Source organism: Vibrio scophthalmi (assembly GCF_040869025.1).
GTDB classification, from domain to species: domain Bacteria; phylum Pseudomonadota; class Gammaproteobacteria; order Enterobacterales; family Vibrionaceae; genus Vibrio; species Vibrio scophthalmi.
The window spans coordinates 449,706-471,489 of sequence record NZ_CP134271.1 but is presented as its reverse complement, the minus strand read 5'-3'; the positions used below and the strand labels follow the sequence as shown (position 1 = coordinate 471,489).

The following is a 21,784-nucleotide window of genomic DNA, read 5'->3' as shown; positions in this document are numbered from 1 at the left end:
CAACGGTTTAGGTATTCTTCGCGATACGAATGCAATAGAATAAACAGCACTCTTTATCATTGAGCGCTACGGATTAGCGCTCATTGTTTGCTTTTCGTTATGCTGCTAAGGAATTAGCTGGTGAAAAAAGCCTTTTGGGCCGTGCTGCTCTATTTCTTTTCAAATATTACGCTCGCATTTGATTCTACGCCATCGGTGTTCTATCCGTTACCGACGGAGAATCAAGGGCGCATCTTTGCTGCAAAAAATCTATTTCTAGCACCTGGTGGTGGTCTTTGGATTCATGACGTCCGAGATAAGGTGTTATTTTTTGATGGTAGAACGGTTTCGCCAAAACAAGGCTCAGTTTTGCCTTATCCAACCGAACATTTTCAATTTCAAGCCAACAGCTTCTGGACTTATCAAGCAAACCAGGTTTACCGTTCTGTTTCTCACCAACAACGTGAAGTGATTTTTAGTCTGCCTCCCGGTAGTGAAATCAACAAACTTGGTAGTAATAAAGACTACATCTGGGTGACTGACGACAGTCATTTCTACGCTTATCAAATTTCTACTGGTGAACTTGAAACCCATTCACTTATGGGCTTGTATCGATTCAATGATTCCACCAAAATTCGCGTAAATGACGCGCTCAAAGTAAAAAAGAAGTGGATTTTAGCCACTCAAAGTGGGGTGTACCTGTCTGAAGAGTCGGGTTTTAGCCATGTTTCACGTTCTAAAAACCGCAATATTTCCAAGCTCTATTTCTCTGAAAGTCGCCGTGAGTTACTACTAGGTTCAAGTAACGGCGCGGTGGTGTTTGACTTATATGATAGCCGTGGCCCCAAATTTATTATTCCTTCTCCTCGCGTTACCGCTTTTGCCGAAACCAAACAAGCCTACTGGATTGGTACGGAAAATGGTTTGTATGTTTATTCATTCTTGAGCGGAGAAATCACCAAGTACTCTGGTGAGCAGGATGCTGGGTACTGAGGGATCCCCTCATAATTTCCCCAAAGCACAACCATGTTTGAATAGATTTTGAGCAAGCAGGGTTGCAGCCGCGAGCAAGTCTTCCCTCGTTATTGTGTAGCCAGAATGCCGCAAAACTTCCATCCCTAAGCGCACTGTTGAGAGTACATTTCGATTTTTGACAGTGTTAGCTTGGAAGTGCTTATCCCAACCTTGTTTCTGACCATGAACTCCAGCAAGCCAAAATGTCAGTTGAAGCATTAGGGCGATTAGCAGCATGATATCAAAGCGCTCTGAGCTGCTAGTTCGGCTATGACGGAGGCCTAAACCGTAGGCTGGGCTTTTCAAGTCTCGGAAGGTTTCTTCAATTTGCATACGCTTCGAGTAGAGCCTAACAAGTTGCTTTGGTGTTCGGATTTCAACGGGCAAGTTAGTCGCTAAAACCCATGGTTCTTTTGTCGAAGCGGAGTAGATTTTAGGTGACGGATGATGACAATTAGTCCGTGTCGAACGCTGATTTTTTCGGCCTTTAGGACGTGATTTATACAGTGCAATTTGACATGAAATTGGGTTGCTCTTAGTCAACCTCTTATAGCCTAAAGTCTTTGAGCGACTTGAGGATATGCTATGTAAGTTGCTGATAGGTTGCCAGTTTTCCGCACCTAAATCTGCATATTGCACTTTCCCTCTGACTCGACTTAACCAGTACCAACCTAGCTTTTCAACGGATTTATACCATGGCACTTTAAAGCCAGCATCACTGACAATGAGCGGTGTAGTGTTACTCGGTAGAATGCTTGCAAGGTCGGCTAGAAATTGGTCATGAGCCTTCTTTGAACATTGCTCTGAAAGCGGAAAGGCTTTCTCATAAAGAGTAATAGAACGACCATGTAGTGCCACCGAAGCCCGCAATACCATAAGCCGTTTTTGCTCACGAATATCAGACCAGTCAACAAGAACAATGGGCATCGAATTACCTGAACAGATAAAGCTGGCATGCCAACGGTATACAGCGAGTCGCTCTTTGTGCAAGTGACGATTACCTAACAATCTGTCGATTCGTTTGATGTTATGTTTTGTTCTGGCTTTCGTTGGCAGGTTACGACCAAGTTCGGTAAGAGTGAGCGTTTTACATTCAAGTAATGCGTGGCAAGCCAGCGTTAAACTGTTGAGTCGTTTTAAGTGCAATTCAGGGCAGAATTGGTAAAGAGAGTCGTGTAAAATATCGAGTTCGCACATCTTGTTGTCTGGTTATTGATTTTTCTCAGAACCATTTGATCACATGACAAGATGTGCATCTACCTTAAATTTATGATTTTTATCAAAATCATTAGGGGATTCCTCAGTGCTGGGTATGCATTAATGGGGCGGAAAATTAATGCGATTATTAATGATAATGTTGGAGGAATATGGATAGCGACCAACAAAGGCATTCAATATTACTCGTTGTTTGGTGATAAGTTTGAGCGTTTTCCGACCAATGATTTTCAGTTGCGTGTCAGCCATGACACGGATCATGGGCAACTGAAGAGTTTGGTACCGATGGAACAAATTCCTGGTTATTGGGTTATTTCAGAATATGGGCTGCAACGAATCAAAAGCGGGGAAGAAAGTGTTAAACAAGTGATTCATCGAGGTTTGGTTTATGATCTTGTTGAAGCGGATGGCTTGTTATGGGTAGCAACTTCGCAAGGGATGCAGGTATTTGATGCGATTAGCGGCGAGCGCTATGAAGATTTTAGTTTGCCAAGCCTATTATTAGAACAAAATACTTCACTCCTTGCTCGAGGCAATGACAATAGCTTATGGGGTGTCAGCGACGGTAAGCTATGGCGCTATAATATCTCCAGCCAACGCGTCACCGAATATGGTGATAGTTGGCTTTCCGCCAATTACCCATCTTCGCGAATTACCTATCTGATGGTTTCGAGTAATGATCACTTATTGATTGGTACTGAACATGGCATTTATATGCTACGTGAAGGACAGATCCATTTTGTGGCCGAGAGCGCTAAGTATGGCGTGGTACTCAATATGGAAGAGGGAGAAAACGACCAAGTGTGGGTTGCCAGCAACTATGGTGTCAATATTCTCGATGTGAGAAATGCCCAGTTAGCGCCGCTTACGTTAATCGACGAACATATCAACCCGCAATGTTTATTGAGAAACAATTCAGGAATGTGGCTCACCTCTTCATCCGGCCTATCGCATTACTCGATGGAAGGAAAGTTTGTCTCTCACTATAGCCAACCATTTGGTGTGATTAACAACGAGTTCCAGAACGGCTTCTGTCTGCCCGATACCAGCAATTCAGAGTCGTTGTTAATAGGCTCATGGCATAGCCTTGTTCGAGTTAATAGCGAAGACCTTGTTGTCAGCCCTCTACCTGAAGCGAAAGTGATATTCTCACAAGTCAAAATCAACCAGAGTTTGGTTTCATTTGGCTCGATTGCGCAAGCCGAAATTGTGGCACCTTATGGCGATTCGATCAGCGTGCAGATGGGCATACTCCCGTATGTGAATGGCTCGATACTGGAGTATCGCCTCAATGAGGAAACGCACTGGACTCAGTTGGACGGCTACCAAATTTTGATGGAAGGCTTGGCGCCAGGGGAATATGAGCTTTATGTACGTCCTGTGGTGAATGGTGTCGAACGAGGCAGCAGTAAAAGTATTGCTTTTTATGTGACAGAGCCTTGGTATCTGACCGCGGCTGCGATTACGGGATATGTGCTTTTTGTTATCGTAGTTCTGTCGGTCATTATCTTTTTCCGTTCTCGAGTGATGAACCGATCTAACCGCGAGTTGAAGGCTCAAGTAGCCTTGAAAACCAACCAGTTACGACATCAAAGTCGTATTTTGCTAACTAACAATCATCAATTACGTAAGCAGCTTCAAGTAAGAAGAATTATTTTCACTCAAGCGATTCAATCGTTTAGAGAACGCCTTTCACATGCGAAGTCCACGCAATCGGGGCAAGATGAGAGTCAACAAAATCGAATTATTGATAGAATTTCAAGTGAGCTTGAATTGCTTATTAATGTGAGAGAGTCGCAAAGTGATGAACTAGCGGCGTACAATCTATCACTGATCTTCTTATCTATTGTGGATGGTTGGCGTGATGACTTTGCCAAGGCTGGGATTAGCATTGAAATCGATGCCGGGACTCAGCAAGGTCAGTATGTATTGTTGGAATATTTCAATCTGGATGTTTTGTTTAATTTATTGATGGATGGTTTGGTTAAACGTTGCTTTAGGCATCAAGTTGTCCATGTCGCTATTGAGCACGGTGATGAGAGTGTGACACTCATCATACGTGATCATGGCTTAGTGATAGAGCATGAGAAAGACAGCAGTTGGTCTGAAGTCGTCAGTTTAGTTGAAGCCAGTGGTGGTAAACTATTACTACAAAGTGTCGATGGGCAGAATAGTGTCATGTTGACGTGGCAAAGCAGCCAAGGGTTTGATGAAAATTCGGTAATGGAGTTTAGTCATATTCCGTCAATGCTTGCTAGCGGTGAGTCAGCGCAAAATTCGGATCCTTGGATCGATAAATTAGAAGAATTGGTTAGATTACATTTTTCTAACCCAGACTTTGGTACTTCTACTGCTGCGAAGTTGATGTTCGTTTCTGAACGAAGCTTACAACGTCGCTTTAAAAGTGCCACACAACGAACCTTTACCGACTATCTAAGTGAAGTTCGCCTTGACCATGCTTGTCGACGTCTTCTCGCTGGGGAAAAAGTGTCTGATGTTGCTTTTGCTAGCGGCTTTAATGATCCATCCTATTTTAGCCAACGGTTTAAACACCGTTTTGGTGTCTCTCCAACCCAGTTTGTTGAGGAGCAGGACCCGCATATCGAAATGGGCTCTGGAATTTAGACCGTCAAGCAACTATTTGTGATAAAAAAAGCGCTCAGTTGAAATGCTGAGCGCTTTTTTTATGGAGATAGCTTTTTGATTCCAATCGCCATAAGCCTCTTACCATTCTTTCTGATTTAAATCGCTGACTAGGTTGTAATAGCTTTTGGTCGCAACCGTACCTTTAGAGTTACGATCTAACTGCTATCTGTGCTTAGTTCTAAGCAATTGTCTTGAGCAAATATCCCTGCTGTTACTTAGCCTAACGAACTGAATGGTAATGATAAGGTATGAGTTCACCTGCTTTCGTGCTTGTAGTATGAGCCCTAAGTGGGCGATTGTTTGTTGCCGATTAGAAGCTCAGCGATAAAACGAAGTGAGATACGCGCAATGTAAGGGCATAAAAAGAGCGTGTCATTAAATGCAAATAAGTCAAAAGGATAGGTCGGAGTTATCGAGCAGATGGTACTTATTAGCTAGTTTCTAAATTTGCATTAAAAAAAAACGCATTAAGGTGTTTTTTAGAGAGATTGCTTCAAGAAAGTAGAACTAAGTTTCTGGAAAATGTGATGTTTTGCCAAGGAGGAGAAAAAAATATCGTGGTATAGCCGGGGGGACTATACCACGGGTGTCAAGGACACCTTCGCTTGCTGCCGGAGTGGTGCTAGGCACCACCTCTGGAATTCATTGTCAAAAGGCATTGCCTGCCCGACGAAGAACACTATAAAGTCTCGAACTTTTTTTCTTTATAAAATTAACGCCAACTTAGCATAAGATTTGCGACATGATTGTAAGTTTATGAAATTACTGGTTAATTTTTACAAAAAGCTAAAAGTATCGAATTAAACAAAAAAATGAAAGATTAAGTAAAAACTAAAATTGACGTTTTTGACGTTAGTTTTTTAACGAAAGTAACGGTGAGACCATGTGCATGACATGGTTTTAAAAACGCAAAATTTGATTTCAGACAAGAATTGCAACCCGTGGTTTAGTTAAAATCCTCAACAGAAATGAAAATAACTCTCATTATTAAAAGCAACTCAACTTATTGGGCTCTCCATGGAATTATCAAAATTACAGCAAGGGCAAGAAGCCACTATTATCGGTTTTGACGGACTCTCGAATGATGTACGTAAAAAATTGATGGTGATGGGGCTACTGCCAAACACGCCGATCAAACTAATCCGTTTTGCCCCGATGGGAGATCCGATCCAAGTTGAAGTTCGTGGAGTCTCTATTGCGGTACGCGCGAATATGGCCGCGTCAATTTTGGTCGAGGTGAAGTAATGGACTATAAAATTCTAACCGTTGGTAATCCAAATAGTGGTAAAACGACCCTGTTTAATGGTTTAACGGGCGCTAAACAACAAGTGGGTAACTGGGCGGGTGTAACCGTCGAGAAAAAAACAGGTCGTTTCAATCATTCTGGTGACAGTTTCTTCTTAACCGACCTTCCGGGTATCTACGCGCTTGATAGTGGCAATGATGGTAATAGTATTGATGAATCTATTGCATCGCGCGCTGTTCTTACTCATCCGGCTGATTTGATCGTCAATGTCGTTGATGCGACCTGTTTAGAGCGCAGCTTATATATGACATTGCAGTTGCGTGAATTGGGTCGCCCAATGATCGTGGTACTCAATAAAATGGATGCGCTTAAACGCGAGCGTCAGGTGATTGATACCAAAGCGTTAGAAAAAATGCTGGGTTGTCCTGTGTTTGCAATTTCGGCCAACAATAAAGGCCAAGTGGTTCAGTTCAAGCAACTATTGCATAAGTTGGTAGTCCAAGGTGTTACGCTAGATGAATTGAATTTGGCTTACGACAGTGCATTTGAGCGTGAAATTAGCAATATTATGCCTATTTTCGCGGGCCAAGAAGTTGCCGCTCGTGCACTTGCTATTCGAGCATTAGAGAATGACGTTTTAGTCCTTAATTCGGTTAAATCGGAACAACGAGATGTCATTTCTCAAGCTCAAAATTCACTCGAGCTTGATATTGATTTGCATGTTGCTGATGTGAAATACACATTCCTTCATCAACAATGTCAAAAAGTACGCCGTAGTGAAGGAAAGCTCAGTCATAGTTTCACCGAGAAAGTAGACAATATCATCCTTAATAAGTGGGTTGGTGTGCCTTTCTTCTTTGTCGTGATGTATTTGATGTTTATGTTCTCAATTAATGTCGGCGGCTCATTCATCGATTTCTTCGATATTGGTGTGGGCGCGGTATTGGTTGATGGTGGACACTACTTGCTAGATGGTCACTTGCCTGTATGGCTGGTAACGCTAATTGCTGATGGTGTTGGTGGCGGTATTCAAACAGTAGCCACCTTTATCCCAGTGATTGCCTGTCTTTACCTATTCCTTGCTGTTCTAGAAAGCTCTGGCTATATGTCTCGCGCTGCTTTTGTATTGGACAAAGTGATGCAGAAGATTGGCTTGCCCGGTAAAGCATTTGTGCCATTGGTGCTAGGTTTTGGTTGTAACGTTCCTTCAATCATGGCCACTCGTACCCTTGATCAAGAGCGTGAGCGTAAACTGGCTGCTTCTATGGCACCATTTATGTCATGTGGCGCACGTCTACCTGTTTATGCGCTGTTTGCAGCGGCATTCTTCCCTGAAAGTGGTCAGAACGTCGTATTTGCTCTTTACCTACTTGGCATTCTAGCGGCTGTATTTACAGGTTATGTGTTGAAAAAGACGCTTTACCCAGGTTCAAGTGACAGCCTAGTGATGGAAATGCCAGACTACGAATTACCGACCATGCAAAATGTGATGATCAAGACTTGGCAAAAGCTGAAACGTTTTGTGCTTGGTGCAGGTAAAACCATCGTTGTGGTTGTGACGATTCTAAGTTTCCTTAACTCGATCGGTACTGATGGTAGCTTTGGTAACGAAGACAGTGAGAACTCAGTACTATCGAAAGCGTCGCAAGTGGTTACGCCAATCTTCTCACCTATGGGTGTAAGAGAAGATAACTGGCCTGCAACGGTCGGTATTATTACAGGTATTTTTGCTAAAGAAGCGGTTGTTGGTACTCTGAACAGTCTATATGCCCCATCTGAAGGCGAAGACTCAGAATACAACCTAATAGCGAGTCTTCAAGAGGCAGTTATGACCATTCCAGATAACCTTGCGGGTCTAAACTATTCAGATCCACTAGGTGTCGAAGTGGGTGACCTAACCGATAGCTCGGCGGTAGCAGAAGACCAAGAAGTGGATGCGTCAATCTTTGGTAATCTACAAGGTTATTTTGCAAGTAGCCATGCTGCATTTGCTTACCTAATCTTCATCTTGCTCTACACACCTTGTGTGGCTGCGATGGGTGCTTATGTGCGTGAATTTGGTGCTAAATATGCTCGTTTCATTGCGGTGTGGACTATGGGGCTAGCTTACGGTAGTGCAACACTTTATTACCAAGCGAGCCACTTCGCAGACCATCCCGCGACGAGTGCTGCTTGGATTGGTGGTATTTTAGCCGTCGGTGGCCTGACTTACTGTGCTTTGAAAGCGGCAGGTAAGAAACAACAAACGCTAGAGGTACAAATTGCATGATATTGACTGAATTGAAGCAACACATTGACGCACAGGGGAGTGCTTCGCGCAGTGAATTGGCGAAAAAATTTGCCCTAAGTGAAGACGGTGTTGATGCGATGCTGTCAGTTTGGATTAAGAAAGGTGTGATATCGCGTATGATTGACACCAATAAAGCTGACCATGTTACTCGCGTTCGCTATTCAGCCAATAAGCAAAATGGATTGTCTTTGACGGTGACGATGTAATGATTCATCCTCAGTAGTCACCTGATAATAAAAACGCCACTCATCGAGTGGCGTTTTTATTTGTATCGAGTCTGTTTTTAAAGCAAAGAAATGTTCTACTTCGCTTTACTGAATAAACTGCTCAGGCTGAGTACATTACTAATGCGAGTATGCAGCTGCTGTTGTTCTTCATCATCGCGGAAAATGCCTTGAGTGTTGCCCCAAATCGGCCCTGGCCAAGCCGCATCCGTTTGGAAGCGTGCGATATGATGGATGTGCAGTTGTGGCACCATGTTACCCAACGCGCCAAGGTTTAGTTTGTCTGGCTGGAAGGTTGCTTCCAATGCTTGGCTGACGGCTTGAGATTCTAACAAAAACTGCTGTTGCTCATGCATAGGCAAGTGGTGCAACTCTTTAAGATTATTGCGCTGTGGTACCAAAATAACCCATGGCACCGTGTTGTCTTTATGCAAAAGCGCGACACAAAGTGGGAAGTGACCAAGTACCGTGGTGTCTTTAGCCAGTTGAGGGTGAAGTTCAAAGCTCATAGTCTTTCCAATTAATTGTTTTGCTTGAGTATAAGGTTGGAGGGAAGGTGTGGCTAGGTTATTGCCGATTAAATGCAAGATTCCCTATCACGTTCGTCCCTCACTGTAGGGAATGACGAATTTAGGTTTCCCGATTGAAAGGAATGACAGGTGAAGGTTTGGTCTTCGTAGTTATAAACGGTGATACCGTGAAACGTTGTCATCTTCAACAGCGAGCTAGAGCTCAGATTTTACTATTTATTCAGTAAAGCAAGATTCCCTATCACGTTCGTTCCTCACTGTAGGGAATGACGAATTTAGGTTTTCCGATTGAAAAGAATGACAGGTGAAGGTTTGGTCTTCGTAGCTATAAATGGCGATACAGTTAAATGTTGCCATCTTCAACAGCGAGCTAGAGCTCGGATTTTACTATTTATACAGTAAAGTGAGATTCCCTATTACGTTCGTCCCTCACTATAGGGAATGACGAATTTAGGTTTTCCGATTGAAAAGAATGACAGGTGAAGGTTTAGTCTTCGTAGTCATAAACGGCGATACAGTGAAACGTTGTCATCTTCAACAGCGAGCTAGAGCTCGGATTTTACTATTTATTCAGTAAAGCAAGATTCCCTATCACGTTCGTTCCTCACTGTAGGGAATGACGAATTTAGGTTTTCCGATTGAAAGGAATGATAGGTGAAGGTTTGGTCTTCGTAGTTATAAACGACGATACAGTGAAACGTTGTCATCTTCAACAGCGAGCTAGAGCTCGGATTTTACTATTTATTCAGTAAAGCAAGATTCCCTATCACGTTCGTTCCTCACTGTAGGGAATGACGAATCAGGTTTCCCGATTGAAAGGAATGACAGGTGAAGGTTTGCTACTTCCGTAGACAAAAGCAGCGACAGCATTAAACTTTGTCATCCTCAAGAGCGAGGTACGAGCGAGTTGGGGATCTATTTTTCTCAGAAGGCCTAGCAAAACTACTTCTCGGCTCTAAAAGCAAAGCGCTCCATAGAGCGAAGCTCGTTCTCGATTCTCTGTACTTAAAAAAGAAAGGGTTGACGCTTTCACGTCAACCCCCACAATTATTCGCTTCTCGCTTCTCGCTTCTCGCTTCTCGCTTCTCGCTTCTCGCTTCTCGCTTCTCGCTTCTCGCTTCTCGCTTACATACGCTCTAGCGTATCGATACCAAGAAGAGACAAACCTTGCTTGATGGTTTTTGCGGTTAGTGCAGCCATTTTCAGACGGCTTTGTTTAACAGCGGCATCTTCAGCAACCAAGATTGGGCATGCTTCGTAGAAGCTAGAGAACTGACCTGCTAGTTCGAATAGGTAAGCACACATGATGTGTGGCTGGCCTTCACGAGCAACAGACTGTACAGCCTCTTCAAACTGAAGCAGTTTAGCCACAAGTGCTTTTTCTTTTTCGTCAGTGATAACGATGTCGCCTTGCAGCTCATCCATCGATACACCCGCTTTGGCAAAAATTGATGCTACACGAGTGTATGCGTATTGCATGTATGGCGCCGTGTTACCTTCGAACGCCAGCATGTTATCCCAATCGAACACGTAGTCAGTGGTACGGTGTTTAGAAAGGTCAGCATATTTTACCGCTGCCATTGCAACCGTATTTGCGATTGTCGCCTTTTCTTCTGCTGCTAGCGTTGGGTTTTTCGATTCGATTAGCTGCGCTGCGCGCTCTTCTGCTTCATCCAATAGATCCGCTAGGCGAACCGTACCACCGGCACGAGTCTTAAATGGACGACCATCTTTACCTAGCATCATGCCAAATGCGTGATGCTCAAGAGAGACTGATTCTGGTACGTAGCCGGCTTTACGAACGATAGTCCACGCTTGCATTAGGTGCTGGTGTTGGCGTGAGTCGATAAAGTAAAGCACGCGATCAGCGCCTAGCTGTTCGTAACGGTATTTTGCACAGGCAATGTCTGTGGTGGTGTATAGGAAGCCGCCATCGCGTTTTTGCACGATAACGCCCATCGCTTCGCCATCTTTGTTTTTGTATTCGTCTAGGAAGACAACTTGCGCGCCTTCACTTTCAACCGCAAGACCTTGCGCTTGTAGATCTGCAACGATTTTAGGCAGCATGTCGTTGTACTTACTTTCACCCATTACGTCATCGCGAGTCAGTGATACGTTTAGGCGATCGTAGTTACGCTGGTTTTGGATCATCGTAACATCAACCAGTTTCTTCCACATTTCTGCGCAGAACTCGTCACCACCTTGCAGTTTTACCACGTACGCACGTGCTTTAGCTGCAAACTCTTCGTCTTCATCGTACAGTTTCTTCGATTCACGGTAGAAGGCTTCAAGGTCTGAAAGTTCCATCGATACTTCACCAGACTCTTGCTGTACACGCTCAAGGTTTGCAATCAGCATACCGAACTGAGTACCCCAGTCACCGATGTGGTTAGCACGGATTACGTTATGGCCTAAGAACTCAAGAGTACGAACCACTGCGTCACCGATGATGGTAGAACGTAGGTGGCCAACGTGCATCTCTTTAGCGACGTTTGGTGCTGAGTAGTCAGCTACGATGGTTTTTGCTTCTTCAGCCGTTACGCCTAAACGAGCGTCGTTTAGTGCTGCTTCTGCTTGTTTTGCAAGAAACTCTTCAGATAGGAAGATGTTGATGAAACCTGGGCCGGCGATTTCTGTTTTGCTCGCGATACCGTCTAGGTCTAGAACATCCAGTACTTTTTGCGCAAATTCTCGAGGGTTAGTGCCAAGTTGCTTAGCAACGCCCATTACACCATTTGCTTGGTAGTCACCAAACTGTGCTTTTGCAGATTGACGAACCACAGCAGGGCTGCCTGCAGGTGCGCCAGCGGCTTCGAGAGCCTGAGATACTTTGTCATTAATCAGTGCTTGGATATTCACACGCGTTTCCTTCATTTCAAGGACGAAGAACTCAACATGATTATGGCTGAGTTCTGTTGGAGTTCACAAAAATGGCGCTAATGATAACAATTTTATTGCTTGCCATATAGAGAGGATAAGATGAAATTTAGACTTTTTATAGCCAATAGAAATTGACAATGTTTGCGATTACTATAGCCAACCCCATTTCGGCATAAAAATGAGAACAGAAATGACAGCACAATTGGAAGTTAAACGCTTAACACCGCAACAAATGTTGCAAGATCTAGATCTGTTTACCGCTAAGATACAAGCATTGGCGGAACGTATTGGCTTGGATCTCTCGGCAGCACAAGCCGATCATATCGCATTGCGTATCAACGAGACTGAGATTGCTGCGCAAGCACATCAAGCATGGTCAGCGTATGGCGAGGTCATTTCGTTAGCGAAAATTAACGGTCGTCCTATCGTGGTCATTGCGTTTGACCGCCCATTAAACAGTAATGGCTGGCATATCGAGTGCCTCGAATTGCCTTATCCTGCACCAGGTAAAAGTTACCCAAATGAAAGTTGGGAGCACATTGAGTTTGTGATCCCTTCAATGGCACAAACCGCAGAAGACTATTTGGCTGATTTGCAACGTCAATTGCCAGTCTTTGCTGAACGTTTTGAACAGCTAGCGGACTTGGGGGTTAAAGTAAAACTCTCCAGCCCGAAAGGCGAGGGAGAACGCTTGAATAATCCGACGGTAGCCTTTAAGTATGACGGGGTGTGCATTAAGCTTCACCCGCATACATTGAAGGCTATTGTGGCGTCAGAGCAAGACTAATCAAGCTTTATATGGATGTTAAATTAACCTAATTCAACGTCTTTCGCCCGTAGTTGAAATTCGTCAATCGAACCAATTTCCTGCCCAAGGCTTAATGGTGCACTAGTTTGATGCGCATTGCCTTGGGTATGCATGATCAATCGGTTCGCAGTACGTGGCTTCAGTTCATTCACCACAAAACGGATCATATCACTGCGAGATAATTTTTTGAGTTCAGCTAATACGCGTTGGCGCTGATCAAAGTTTTCATCCTTGTTACCAATACCAACCCATAGTCGCTGCGCTCGACCACGTAAGGTGGTATCCGGCGTGGCGATTTGATTCCAAAGCCCACGTTTACTGCTGTGCCACTGATATTCATTGAGTTCTAACAACACCATGTAAAAGGCATTTAGGAACTCGTCGATGGAACTGATTAGCTCATTGGGTGCTGCATTTGGTGATTGCACATAAAGCACGATACCGGGATGTCGGTTGAGCGGCATATTGCCAGTGCCGACCATATAGCCGAGTTGCTGCTTGGTGCGTATTTCATGGAAGAAGGTGGCAGACATGAGATGATTAGCCAGTGAGTAAAGCGCAATACTCTTCGCCTCAGTATCATCACATTGGTAGTAAACAACGATAGCGGAATCTTCCTGATTACAAACCACCTCTCGCTGGAACGTACCGTTTTTACCAAGCATAACCAGCGGACGCAGCGCTTCTTCATACTGCTGATCTTGTACGCGCATGGCTTCTTTAAGCGTTTCGCCTAGTGCTAAAGCATCACTCTGCGTCCAATCTCCATAGACAAACATTTCTACGTGCAGCTCTGCCAAAATAGCTTGTACGAAGTTCGATAGTGACTCGACTTCGATACTTTCAAGTGCTTCCACCAAGGTTGCGTAAGGTGGATTGTTGGGTTGCAAAATACCAGTCATGGCATTGAATAGCTGAGAAATTGGGCGATCTTGCGCTGAATTTCGCCAATTACGTAATAGCTGTGTTTTGATGGTATCAAAGCGCTTTTTGCTAAATTCACGATTCGCAAAGCGTTTAAGGATCATTTTCAGCAGTTCGGGCTGTTTTTCACTAAAGCCAGAAATGGTCAATGTCACGCCGCCTTGGTGCGCATAGAGGTTGTAACCCATGCCGGCAATTTCAGCTTGATAGGTTTCAGTGGCTAACGCATCAAGAAACATCTCAACACATAAGCGAGTCTTGACGATGTTTACCGGGTTTGCCACGGCATGTGGACTATCGATAGCAATGTACATCACGCCTTTAGGCACGCGAAACTCGTTGTCTTGCAGATGCCACAGCTTAAATCCGGGCAAGTCTTGCAATAGTGTTGGGACGTCGGATTCTGTCTCTAACTCTTTTGGCGTGAGGTCATAGCAAATAAAAGGGTTGCGATCTGGCAACGCCATTTTGAGTCCGCAAGGTTGCTGATAAAAATCACGTTGTTGTTGATTTAGAGGCACGACAGAGTAGGGGGTAAAGTACCACTTAGCTTGCTCATCGTAATCGAGACCTTTAGCGATCAGCGTGACACGAAGGTTATCAACCGTAAAGTTTTGCGCTAACGCTCGTAGATGATCAGGTTGGTACTCTTGCATCATGAAGTCGCCATAAATTGTGTCTTCACTGGCGTAATGCTGCATGTTAATCACTAAGTGGCTAACCAAATCCATCGCGCGTGTCGGTTCTTGAAAGCGAAATGCCGATTCCAAAACCGCTTGTTTCTCATAGTAGCGCCAGTCATCAAAACCACGTGCTTTGATCACGGCAATATAATTAAAGATGGCTTGAATTATGTTGTCGGTATGCTCTAAACCATGCTCGGTTAATGTGCAGCTAATAGTGAATTCACGATAATTGCTGCCGCTAGCGCCTCCGCCGGCAGAGAGCGAGGTGATCCAACCAGCATCTTTTAGCGCCAGCATTAAACTGCCTTCACCTTCATAACCGAGCAGATGGGCAAAATAAGAGAGAGGTTTACTGCGGTAATAGCCGTCCATGCTTGGCATTGGGAAGGTTAAGATTAGCTTACGAATCTCTTTAACAGGCTCCACGTTAACCCAAATGCTGGTGGAGCGTAGGTCGGTGTATGGCACATCGATTTGCTTGCTGGCGAGATTTAAGTTGGCGATGGTCGTAAATTTTTCATTCGCCCACGCTTCGAGTTCATCAAGTGTTTGCGGTCCGACGAGTGCGAGCGTCATTAAATCGGCTGAGTAGTGTTGTTGATGAAAAGCAATGATCTCATCGCGAATCGATTTGCCGTCACGATCGCCTAATGTCTCGTGATTACCAACCGAGAACTTAGCAAACGGATGTTCTGGGTTGATGATCTCTTTGTTGACTTGATATAAGCGACGGGAATCGTCATTGAGTTTCATTTTATATTCAGAGTCGACGGCTTGGCGTTCTTTATCTAGCGCTTCGGCATTAAATAGTGGAGCACTAAAAAACTGGCTAAAACGGTCAAGGCTATTTTCGAATGCATTCGGGTCACAATCGAAGAAAAAGCAGGTATGTTCAGTACCAGTCCAAGCATTGTTTGTACCACCATGTTGGCTGGTGTAGCTTTGGAACTCACCAACCTTTGGGTACTTCTCGGTACCAAGAAATAACATGTGCTCTAAATAGTGCGCCATACCTTGGCGATCGATCGGATCATCAAAATGACCGACGTTAACGGCGAGCGCAGCCGCCGATTTCTGCGCATGTACATCGTGAATTAATAACGCCCTTAAGCCATTACTTAGAGTGCAGTATCGGTATTGATTTGTATCATTTGGGCTTACATGCACAATCATTCTCCATGCGTTAACGTAGACAGTAAGTATGTACGCGTTTTAAAACGCTGCCAGTTTTCCAATTTCCGAGCCAATGAGTTCGCTCATCTTTGTGCAAATTGCGGTGCTAAAGATGTGTTATAACAACACGGACATCGCTGCTCACACAGCGATTGAAACAAAAACCTCGAGCTTACCCTTAAGATTGTTAAGAAAGTCCGAGTCTTTGGCAAGTTACTTGATATAATTAATTTTATTACTCATGCCCAAGAGATGTTGTGAGAAGGCCTACGATCTCACACCACAGGAAATAATATGAAAATCGTGATAATGCGCCACGGTGAAGCAGAACACTTTGCTTCGAGTGATGAAGATCGTTCATTAACGACTCATGGTCGAACTGCCTCTTATTCGGTTGCCCAGCGTTGTGTTGCTCAAGGTGTTCAGCAGTTTGACAAGGTGCTCGTGAGCCCTTACTTACGCGCCCAGCAAACGTGGCAAGAAATTGCGCCGCTGTTTGCAGCCAAACACGTTGAAGAGTGTGATGATATTACGCCGTATGGTGACTCCGCGACTGTTGTTGAGTATATCCGCGCACTTGCCGAGGTAGAGCAATTACAATCGGTATTGTTGGTATCGCATCTTCCGTTAGTCGGTTACTTGACGGCGGATTTTGTCACAGACATCGCTCCCCCTATGTTCCCAACCTCTGGGGTAGTGTGCATTGAGTATGATCTTGATGCGGGTCGCGGTCGTTTAGTTTGGAACATCAATCCTTAACCGCCAAGCTCCATCGCAGTGCCATAATTTTGACATTTTCGGTGGACTAAAATTTGCATGAGTGGCTTACTATAAATGTAAGCCACTAATTTTAGTCGAAATAGCCACGAGTCTATGAAGTTTTCTTTGCCATTTGCGGATAAGTTACCTCCGTTACCCCAACGCGCATTACCGGCCATTGGCGCACCTGTTATGGTGTTGTCGACTTTGGCGATGGTGGTTCTACCCATCCCGGCTTTTTTGCTCGACTTGTTTTTTACCTTCAACATCGCTCTGTCGATGGTGGTACTACTGGTAACGGTTTATACCCGACGTCCACTCGATTTCGCTGCTTTCCCTACCGTACTGCTGATTGCAACACTATTGCGTTTGGCGCTGAACGTGGCCTCAACCCGTGTGGTTTTACTCTATGGCCACGAAGGGCCGGGTGCGGCGGGTAATGTTATCGAAGCGTTTGGTAATGTTGTTATCGGCGGTAACTACGCTGTAGGTCTCGTGGTCTTCATCATCTTGATGATCATCAACTTCATGGTTGTCACCAAAGGTGCGGGACGTATTTCGGAAGTAAGCGCTCGCTTTACCTTGGATGCGTTGCCTGGTAAACAGATGGCAATCGATGCGGATTTGAATGCCGGTCTTATCGATCAAGATCAAGCGCGTACTCGTCGTCAAGAAGTGACCAAAGAAGCCGACTTTTATGGTTCGATGGATGGTGCGTCAAAGTTTGTTAAAGGCGATGCCATCGCCGGTATTTTGATCCTCTTCATCAACATTATCGGTGGTCTCGCTATTGGTATGGCGCAGTATGGACTGGGCTTTGGCGAAGCGATGAAAATCTATACGCTACTAACCATCGGTGATGGTTTGGTTGCGCAGATCCCTTCTTTACTTCTTTCTATTGGCGCCGCGATCATGGTGACGCGTCAGAATACCGATGAAGACATGGGTGAAGTGCTTGTCTTCCAGCTGTTTGATAACCCTAAAGCACTGACGGTTACCGCGATCATCATGTTTATCATGGGTATCGTGCCGGGTATGCCACATTTTGCCTTCTTGCTGTTAGCGGCAATGTCGGGCGGTGGTGCTTACTGGATGTATCGCAAACAACAGAAAAAGAGCGAGGAAAAAGCCAACCCTCCAGCCTTGCAAGAAGCAGAACCGTCAACACCAAGAGAGCTGTCATGGGAAGATGTACAGCCAGTCGATATTATTGGTCTAGAAGTCGGTTATCGCTTGATTCCCTTGGTTGATAGAGATCAAGGTGGTGAACTGCTGGAACGTGTCAAAGGGGTGCGTAAGAAACTCTCGCAAGATTTTGGCTTTTTGATCCCCGCGGTGCACATTCGCGACAACCTTGAGTTAACGCCAAATAGTTACCGTATTACGCTAATGGGTGTCGCCGTGGGTGAAGCGGAAATTCGCCCCGATCAAGAGCTTGCGATTAACCCCGGTCAAGTTTACGGCATGATTGAAGGCGAAGTAACCATCGACCCTGCATTTGGCTTGGAAGCGACGTGGATTCGTGAAGATTACCGCGAACACGCGCAAGCGCTCGGGTACACCGTCGTGGATTCTTCCACCGTGCTGGCAACCCATTTAAGCCAACTTCTCACCAATAACGCATCACAGCTGCTTGGTCACGAAGAAGTCCAAAATCTATTGGAAATGCTTGGCCGTAGTACGCCGAAGTTAGTCGAAAACTTCGTGCCGGATCAATTGCCGCTCGGTGTTGTGGTGAAAGTACTACAAAACTTGCTTAATGAAGGCGTACCCATTCGTGATATCCGCACCATTGTTCAGACTTTGTCGGAATACTCAGCTAAGAGTCAAGAAGCTGACATTCTTACTGCAGCTGTGCGCATATCTCTTAAGCGACTAATTGTTCAGGAAATCAATGGCATAGAGCCAGAATTGCCGGTGATTACTTTAATTCCCGAGCTGGAACAAATCTTGCATCAAACCATGCAAGCATCCGGAGGAGAGTCTGCCGGTATTGAGCCTGGTCTTGCTGAGCGTTTGCAAATGTCACTGAGCCAAGCAACGCAAGAGCAAGAGCTAAAAGGGGAGGCAGCGGTGCTGCTGACTTCGGGCGTATTACGTTCGACTCTCGCGAAATTCGTCAAGAATACAATACCGACATTGCGCGTACTCTCTTATCAAGAGATCCCTGATGAGAAACAGATTCGCATCGTACAAGCGGTAGGTAATTAGTTCTGTTACGACCAATAATGGATATCGACTTTGAAGATTAAACGATTTTTTGCCAAGGATATGAGAACGGCATTACTCCAAGTGAAAGACGAACTTGGGGTCGATGCGGTGATCATGTCGAATAAAAAAGTCGCTGGTGGGGTAGAGATTGTCGCCGCAGTTGATGGTGATTCCGCAGCTGCCAAGTCGAGCAGTAGCTACGGCTCAAGACCACGAGCTGCTCAAGCGCAAACGCAAACGCAAACTCAAATCTCGCCAAGTTTGGCCATGCGCGAGGAATCTCGTCAGTTAGATGACGATCGTGTCAGCTTGAATGCAAGCGCCGAGAACGGTCGCTCGATGACCAAACGCTTTGCTAGCATGCTCAAGCAATACAGCACCAGCAAAGGCGGTTATGAAGAGCCAGAAGCGGCACCCGGTGAAGATTCACTAACGGCACTGCTTAAGCGACAACACTCGCTGCGCAATCAAACCTCCGCGAGCGATATCAAACTAAAAGAAGACTCGCCTCTCGCGCGTCTGATTGCGGAAGATCGTCGTATTGAGCGCCCGGCACCAAAGTTGGATCCCTCTCGCTATGAGCGTGGTCAACCGCGTGAGCAAGCGGTATCAAATGAAGAATTGACTGATATGCGCGAAGAGATGACCTCAATTCGTCGTTTATTAGAGCATCAAGTGTCCGGTTTGATGTGGCAAGAAGTGGAGCGTCGCGAACCATTGCGCGCCATGTTGATCAAACGATTAGAACGTATGGGCTTATCGTCTGAGTTGGCTGACCAGCTGGCTTGCTATATCCCGGAAGACACCCCGCCGAAAAAGGCGTGGAAAGCACTACTAGGCTTAGTGGCCGATCAAGTGCCTATTTCCAAACAAGATATTCTAAAACGTGGTGGCGTAGTGGCACTGTTAGGCCCTACGGGTGTGGGTAAAACCACTACGGTAGCAAAACTGGCCGCCCGTGCTGCAATGGAGTTCGGTTCTGACAACGTCGCACTGGTTACAACCGACACCTACCGTATTGGCGCACATGAGCAACTCGCTATTTATGGCAGAATTATGGGTTGTCCAGTAAAAGTCGCTAAAGATTCCAACGAGTTAGCCGATGTAATATACCAGTTACGCCATCGTCGCTTAATTCTGGTGGATACGGCAGGGATGGGACAGCGAGATGTTCGATTATCTGAACAACTGGATACCTTGATGCAAAATAGCGATGAAGTCATTCACAGCTATCTTGTTTTACCCGCCACGGCACAGCGCAAAGTATTACAAGAAACCATCGACCATTTTAAACGTATACCACTTTCAGGCTGTATTTTAACCAAGCTCGATGAGTCACTTAGCTTAGGTGAGTTTGTCAGTGTCGTAGTACAAAATGCATTGCCTGTAGCATATATCGCGAACGGACAACGCGTACCAGAAGATATCGTCATCGCTCAGCCTAAGTACATGGTGGCAAAAGCGAATGATTTATTAGAGAAATCGGCGGACGATGAACCTCACTATTGGAATAGTGAAGTAGAAAGGTTCTAGGCGGCGACGATTATGATAGAGAATATGATTCAAGACCAAGCAAGCGGATTACGCCGCCTAACACAACCATCACTAACCAAGGTTATTTCGGTCACCGGCGGTAAAGGTGGGGTGGGTAAATCAAATGTTACTCTCGGCCTTGCTATTTGCATGGCTCGCCAAGGCAAAAAGGTCACGGTTTTAGATGCGGATTTAGGTCTAGCCAACGTTGATGTGATGTTGGGTATTAGAGCGAAGCGCAATCTCGGCCATGTTCTTGCGGGTGAGTGTGAACTGGCAGATGCCATTGTTGAAGGCCCTCACGGTATCAAAATCATCCCTGCCACTTCCGGAGCACAGGCGATGACCGAGTTAAGCCACGCGCAACACGTTGGGCTAATTCGTGCTTTTGGTAGCTTAGAAGATGAAATGGACGTGCTGCTGATTGATACTGCTGCCGGTATTTCAGACATGGTGATTAGTTTTTCACGCGCGGCTCAAGATGTGGTTGTGGTGGTGTGTGATGAACCCACATCGATCACCGATGCCTACGCATTGATCAAATTACTGAGTAAAGAACATCAGGTCCAACGCTTCAAAATCGTTGCAAATATGGTCAGAAGTTACCGCGAAGGCCGAGAATTGTTTGCAAAGTTGACCTTAGTCACAGAGAGATTCTTGAATGTGAGCCTTGAGCTAGTCGCATGTATCCCACTAGATGATAAAGTGCGACAAGCGGTTAAAAAGCAAAAAATTGTTGTGGATGCGTTTCCGCGTTCACCTGCTGCATTAGCACTAAGTTCATTAGCGAACAAAGCGTTAACATGGCCAATTCCGAAAACTCCAAGCGGACATTTGGAATTTTTCGTTGAACGATTACTAAATCGACCAGAACCATTAGAGGAACCATTTGGTGAATAAGGCATTGACCTATGACCAATACGGCAATCACAACAGTCAACGAGTATTTTTAGAAAAATACTCGGTGTTAGTGAAGCGTATTGCTCATCACTTGCTTGGCCGTCTGCCACCAAGTGTCCAGGTTGAAGATCTTATTCAAGCGGGAATGATTGGCCTTCTTGAAGCGCAAAAGAATTATGATGGCAGCAAAGGAGCAAGTTTTGAGACCTATGCTGGAATCCGTATTCGTGGCGCTATGCTAGACGACATTCGTCGTGGAGACTGGGTACCACGATCAGTGCACAAACACAGTCGTGAGTTTAACCAAGCCATTGCAACTTTAGAAGGACAACTAAATCGAGATCCGACAGATGCCGAAGTGGCAAATTTTGTTGGGATGAGTCTGAACCAATACCACAGCGTATTGGCAGATATAAATTGTTCTCGCTTAGTAGGGATCGAAGACTTGGGCGTATCTGACGATGTCATCAAATCGGATGATGATTCGGAAGAAAATACACCTTTTCAAGGTGTTGCGGATGAATCTTTCCGTAAAGCTCTGGTAGAATCGATAAAATCTTTACCGGAGCGTGAAGCTTTAGTGCTATCTCTTTACTACGACGAAGAGTTGAACTTAAAAGAAATCGGTGAAGTGATTGGAGTTAGCGAATCACGCGTTAGCCAAATCCTGAGCCAATCAATGCAACGTCTGCGTACTAAATTAAGTGCGTGGACAAATAATGACTAGAAATCACTGACATCATACTCAGTGGAGGCAATTTTGAAT

General features: G+C 45.1%; 15 protein-coding genes. 11 read left to right on the top strand and 4 right to left on the bottom strand.

Translation table 11 applies throughout. The annotated features are described in order from the left end of the window. The first annotated feature begins 120 nt into the window (after positions 1 to 120). On the top strand, positions 121 to 972 hold the full coding sequence (locus RJD38_RS02045) for a hypothetical protein (RefSeq protein WP_367971391.1): 852 nt from the start codon (positions 121 to 123) through the stop codon (positions 970 to 972). 9 nt (positions 973 to 981) lie between these two features. On the opposite strand, the gene RJD38_RS02040 is transcribed toward RJD38_RS02045, so the two are convergent. Continuing rightward, positions 982 to 2,190: an IS4 family transposase gene (locus RJD38_RS02040; protein ID WP_032073033.1), complete on the bottom strand. Its 1,209-nt coding sequence runs from the start codon at positions 2,188 to 2,190 to the stop codon at positions 982 to 984. A gap of 51 nt (positions 2,191 to 2,241) precedes the next feature. On the opposite strand from RJD38_RS02040, the gene RJD38_RS02035 reads away from it, so the two are divergent. The 4 genes from RJD38_RS02035 (at position 2,242) to RJD38_RS02020 (ending at position 8,596) form a co-directional block, all read left to right on the top strand. After that, positions 2,242 to 4,833, top strand: a complete 2,592-nt coding sequence (locus RJD38_RS02035) for a helix-turn-helix domain-containing protein (RefSeq protein WP_367971390.1) — start codon at positions 2,242 to 2,244, stop codon at positions 4,831 to 4,833. A gap of 1,038 nt (positions 4,834 to 5,871) precedes the next feature. Then, positions 5,872 to 6,099, top strand: coding sequence for a FeoA family protein (locus RJD38_RS02030; RefSeq protein WP_005600272.1), 228 nt, complete (start codon positions 5,872 to 5,874; stop codon positions 6,097 to 6,099). Continuing rightward, the gene (feoB, locus tag RJD38_RS02025) at positions 6,099 to 8,369 is read left to right on the top strand and encodes a Fe(2+) transporter permease subunit FeoB (protein WP_065430707.1); all 2,271 of its coding nucleotides are present in this window, start codon (positions 6,099 to 6,101) and stop codon (positions 8,367 to 8,369) included. Before RJD38_RS02030 ends, feoB begins: the two co-directional genes overlap by 1 nt. Further along, positions 8,366 to 8,596 (top strand): FeoC-like transcriptional regulator, encoded by a 231-nt coding sequence (locus tag RJD38_RS02020; protein WP_005600270.1) that lies wholly within the window; start codon positions 8,366 to 8,368, stop codon positions 8,594 to 8,596. Before feoB ends, RJD38_RS02020 begins: the two co-directional genes overlap by 4 nt. 95 nt (positions 8,597 to 8,691) lie before the next feature. Here the strand turns inward: RJD38_RS02020 and RJD38_RS02015 are convergent, their stop codons facing one another. Next, positions 8,692 to 9,123 (bottom strand): HIT family protein, encoded by a 432-nt coding sequence (locus RJD38_RS02015; RefSeq protein WP_005600269.1) that lies wholly within the window; start codon positions 9,121 to 9,123, stop codon positions 8,692 to 8,694. A 1,146-nt stretch (positions 9,124 to 10,269) separates the two neighbouring features. Further along, entirely contained in the window at positions 10,270 to 12,003 is a 1,734-nt protein-coding gene (gene argS / locus RJD38_RS02010; RefSeq protein WP_065430706.1) for an arginine--tRNA ligase, read from the bottom strand. Positions 12,004 to 12,214: 211 nt separating this feature from the next. On the opposite strand from argS, the gene RJD38_RS02005 reads away from it, so the two are divergent. Beyond that, positions 12,215 to 12,811, top strand: coding sequence for a VOC family protein (locus RJD38_RS02005; protein ID WP_065430705.1), 597 nt, complete (start codon positions 12,215 to 12,217; stop codon positions 12,809 to 12,811). A gap of 23 nt (positions 12,812 to 12,834) precedes the next feature. Here RJD38_RS02005 and RJD38_RS02000 read toward each other — a convergent pair whose 3' ends face one another. After that, on the bottom strand, positions 12,835 to 15,609 hold the full coding sequence (locus RJD38_RS02000) for an insulinase family protein (RefSeq protein WP_065431116.1): 2,775 nt from the start codon (positions 15,607 to 15,609) through the stop codon (positions 12,835 to 12,837). A gap of 300 nt (positions 15,610 to 15,909) precedes the next feature. Here RJD38_RS02000 and sixA point away from each other — a divergent pair, with 300 nt between their 5' ends. The 5 genes from sixA to RJD38_RS01975 all read left to right on the top strand — a co-directional run bounded on the left by sixA (position 15,910) and on the right by RJD38_RS01975 (position 21,745). Further along, on the top strand, positions 15,910 to 16,374 hold the full coding sequence (gene sixA, locus RJD38_RS01995; protein ID WP_065430704.1) for a phosphohistidine phosphatase SixA: 465 nt from the start codon (positions 15,910 to 15,912) through the stop codon (positions 16,372 to 16,374). A 114-nt stretch (positions 16,375 to 16,488) separates the two neighbouring features. Next, on the top strand, positions 16,489 to 18,585 hold the full coding sequence (gene flhA, locus RJD38_RS01990) for a flagellar biosynthesis protein FlhA (protein WP_005600263.1): 2,097 nt from the start codon (positions 16,489 to 16,491) through the stop codon (positions 18,583 to 18,585). Between the two features lie 30 nt (positions 18,586 to 18,615). Next, a complete protein-coding gene (flhF, locus tag RJD38_RS01985) occupies positions 18,616 to 20,118 on the top strand; it encodes a flagellar biosynthesis protein FlhF (RefSeq protein WP_065430703.1) in 1,503 nt (500 codons plus the stop codon). Between the two features lie 12 nt (positions 20,119 to 20,130). After that, complete coding sequence (locus tag RJD38_RS01980) at positions 20,131 to 21,018, top strand: MinD/ParA family protein (RefSeq protein ID WP_005600261.1); 888 nt, start codon at positions 20,131 to 20,133, stop codon at positions 21,016 to 21,018. Next, positions 21,011 to 21,745 carry an RNA polymerase sigma factor FliA gene (locus tag RJD38_RS01975; protein ID WP_005600259.1) on the top strand — a complete coding sequence of 245 codons (735 nt, stop codon included), beginning with the start codon at positions 21,011 to 21,013 and terminating at the stop codon, positions 21,743 to 21,745. The genes RJD38_RS01980 and RJD38_RS01975 overlap by 8 nt, the downstream gene beginning before the upstream one ends. Positions 21,746 to 21,784: the final 39 nt, after the last annotated feature.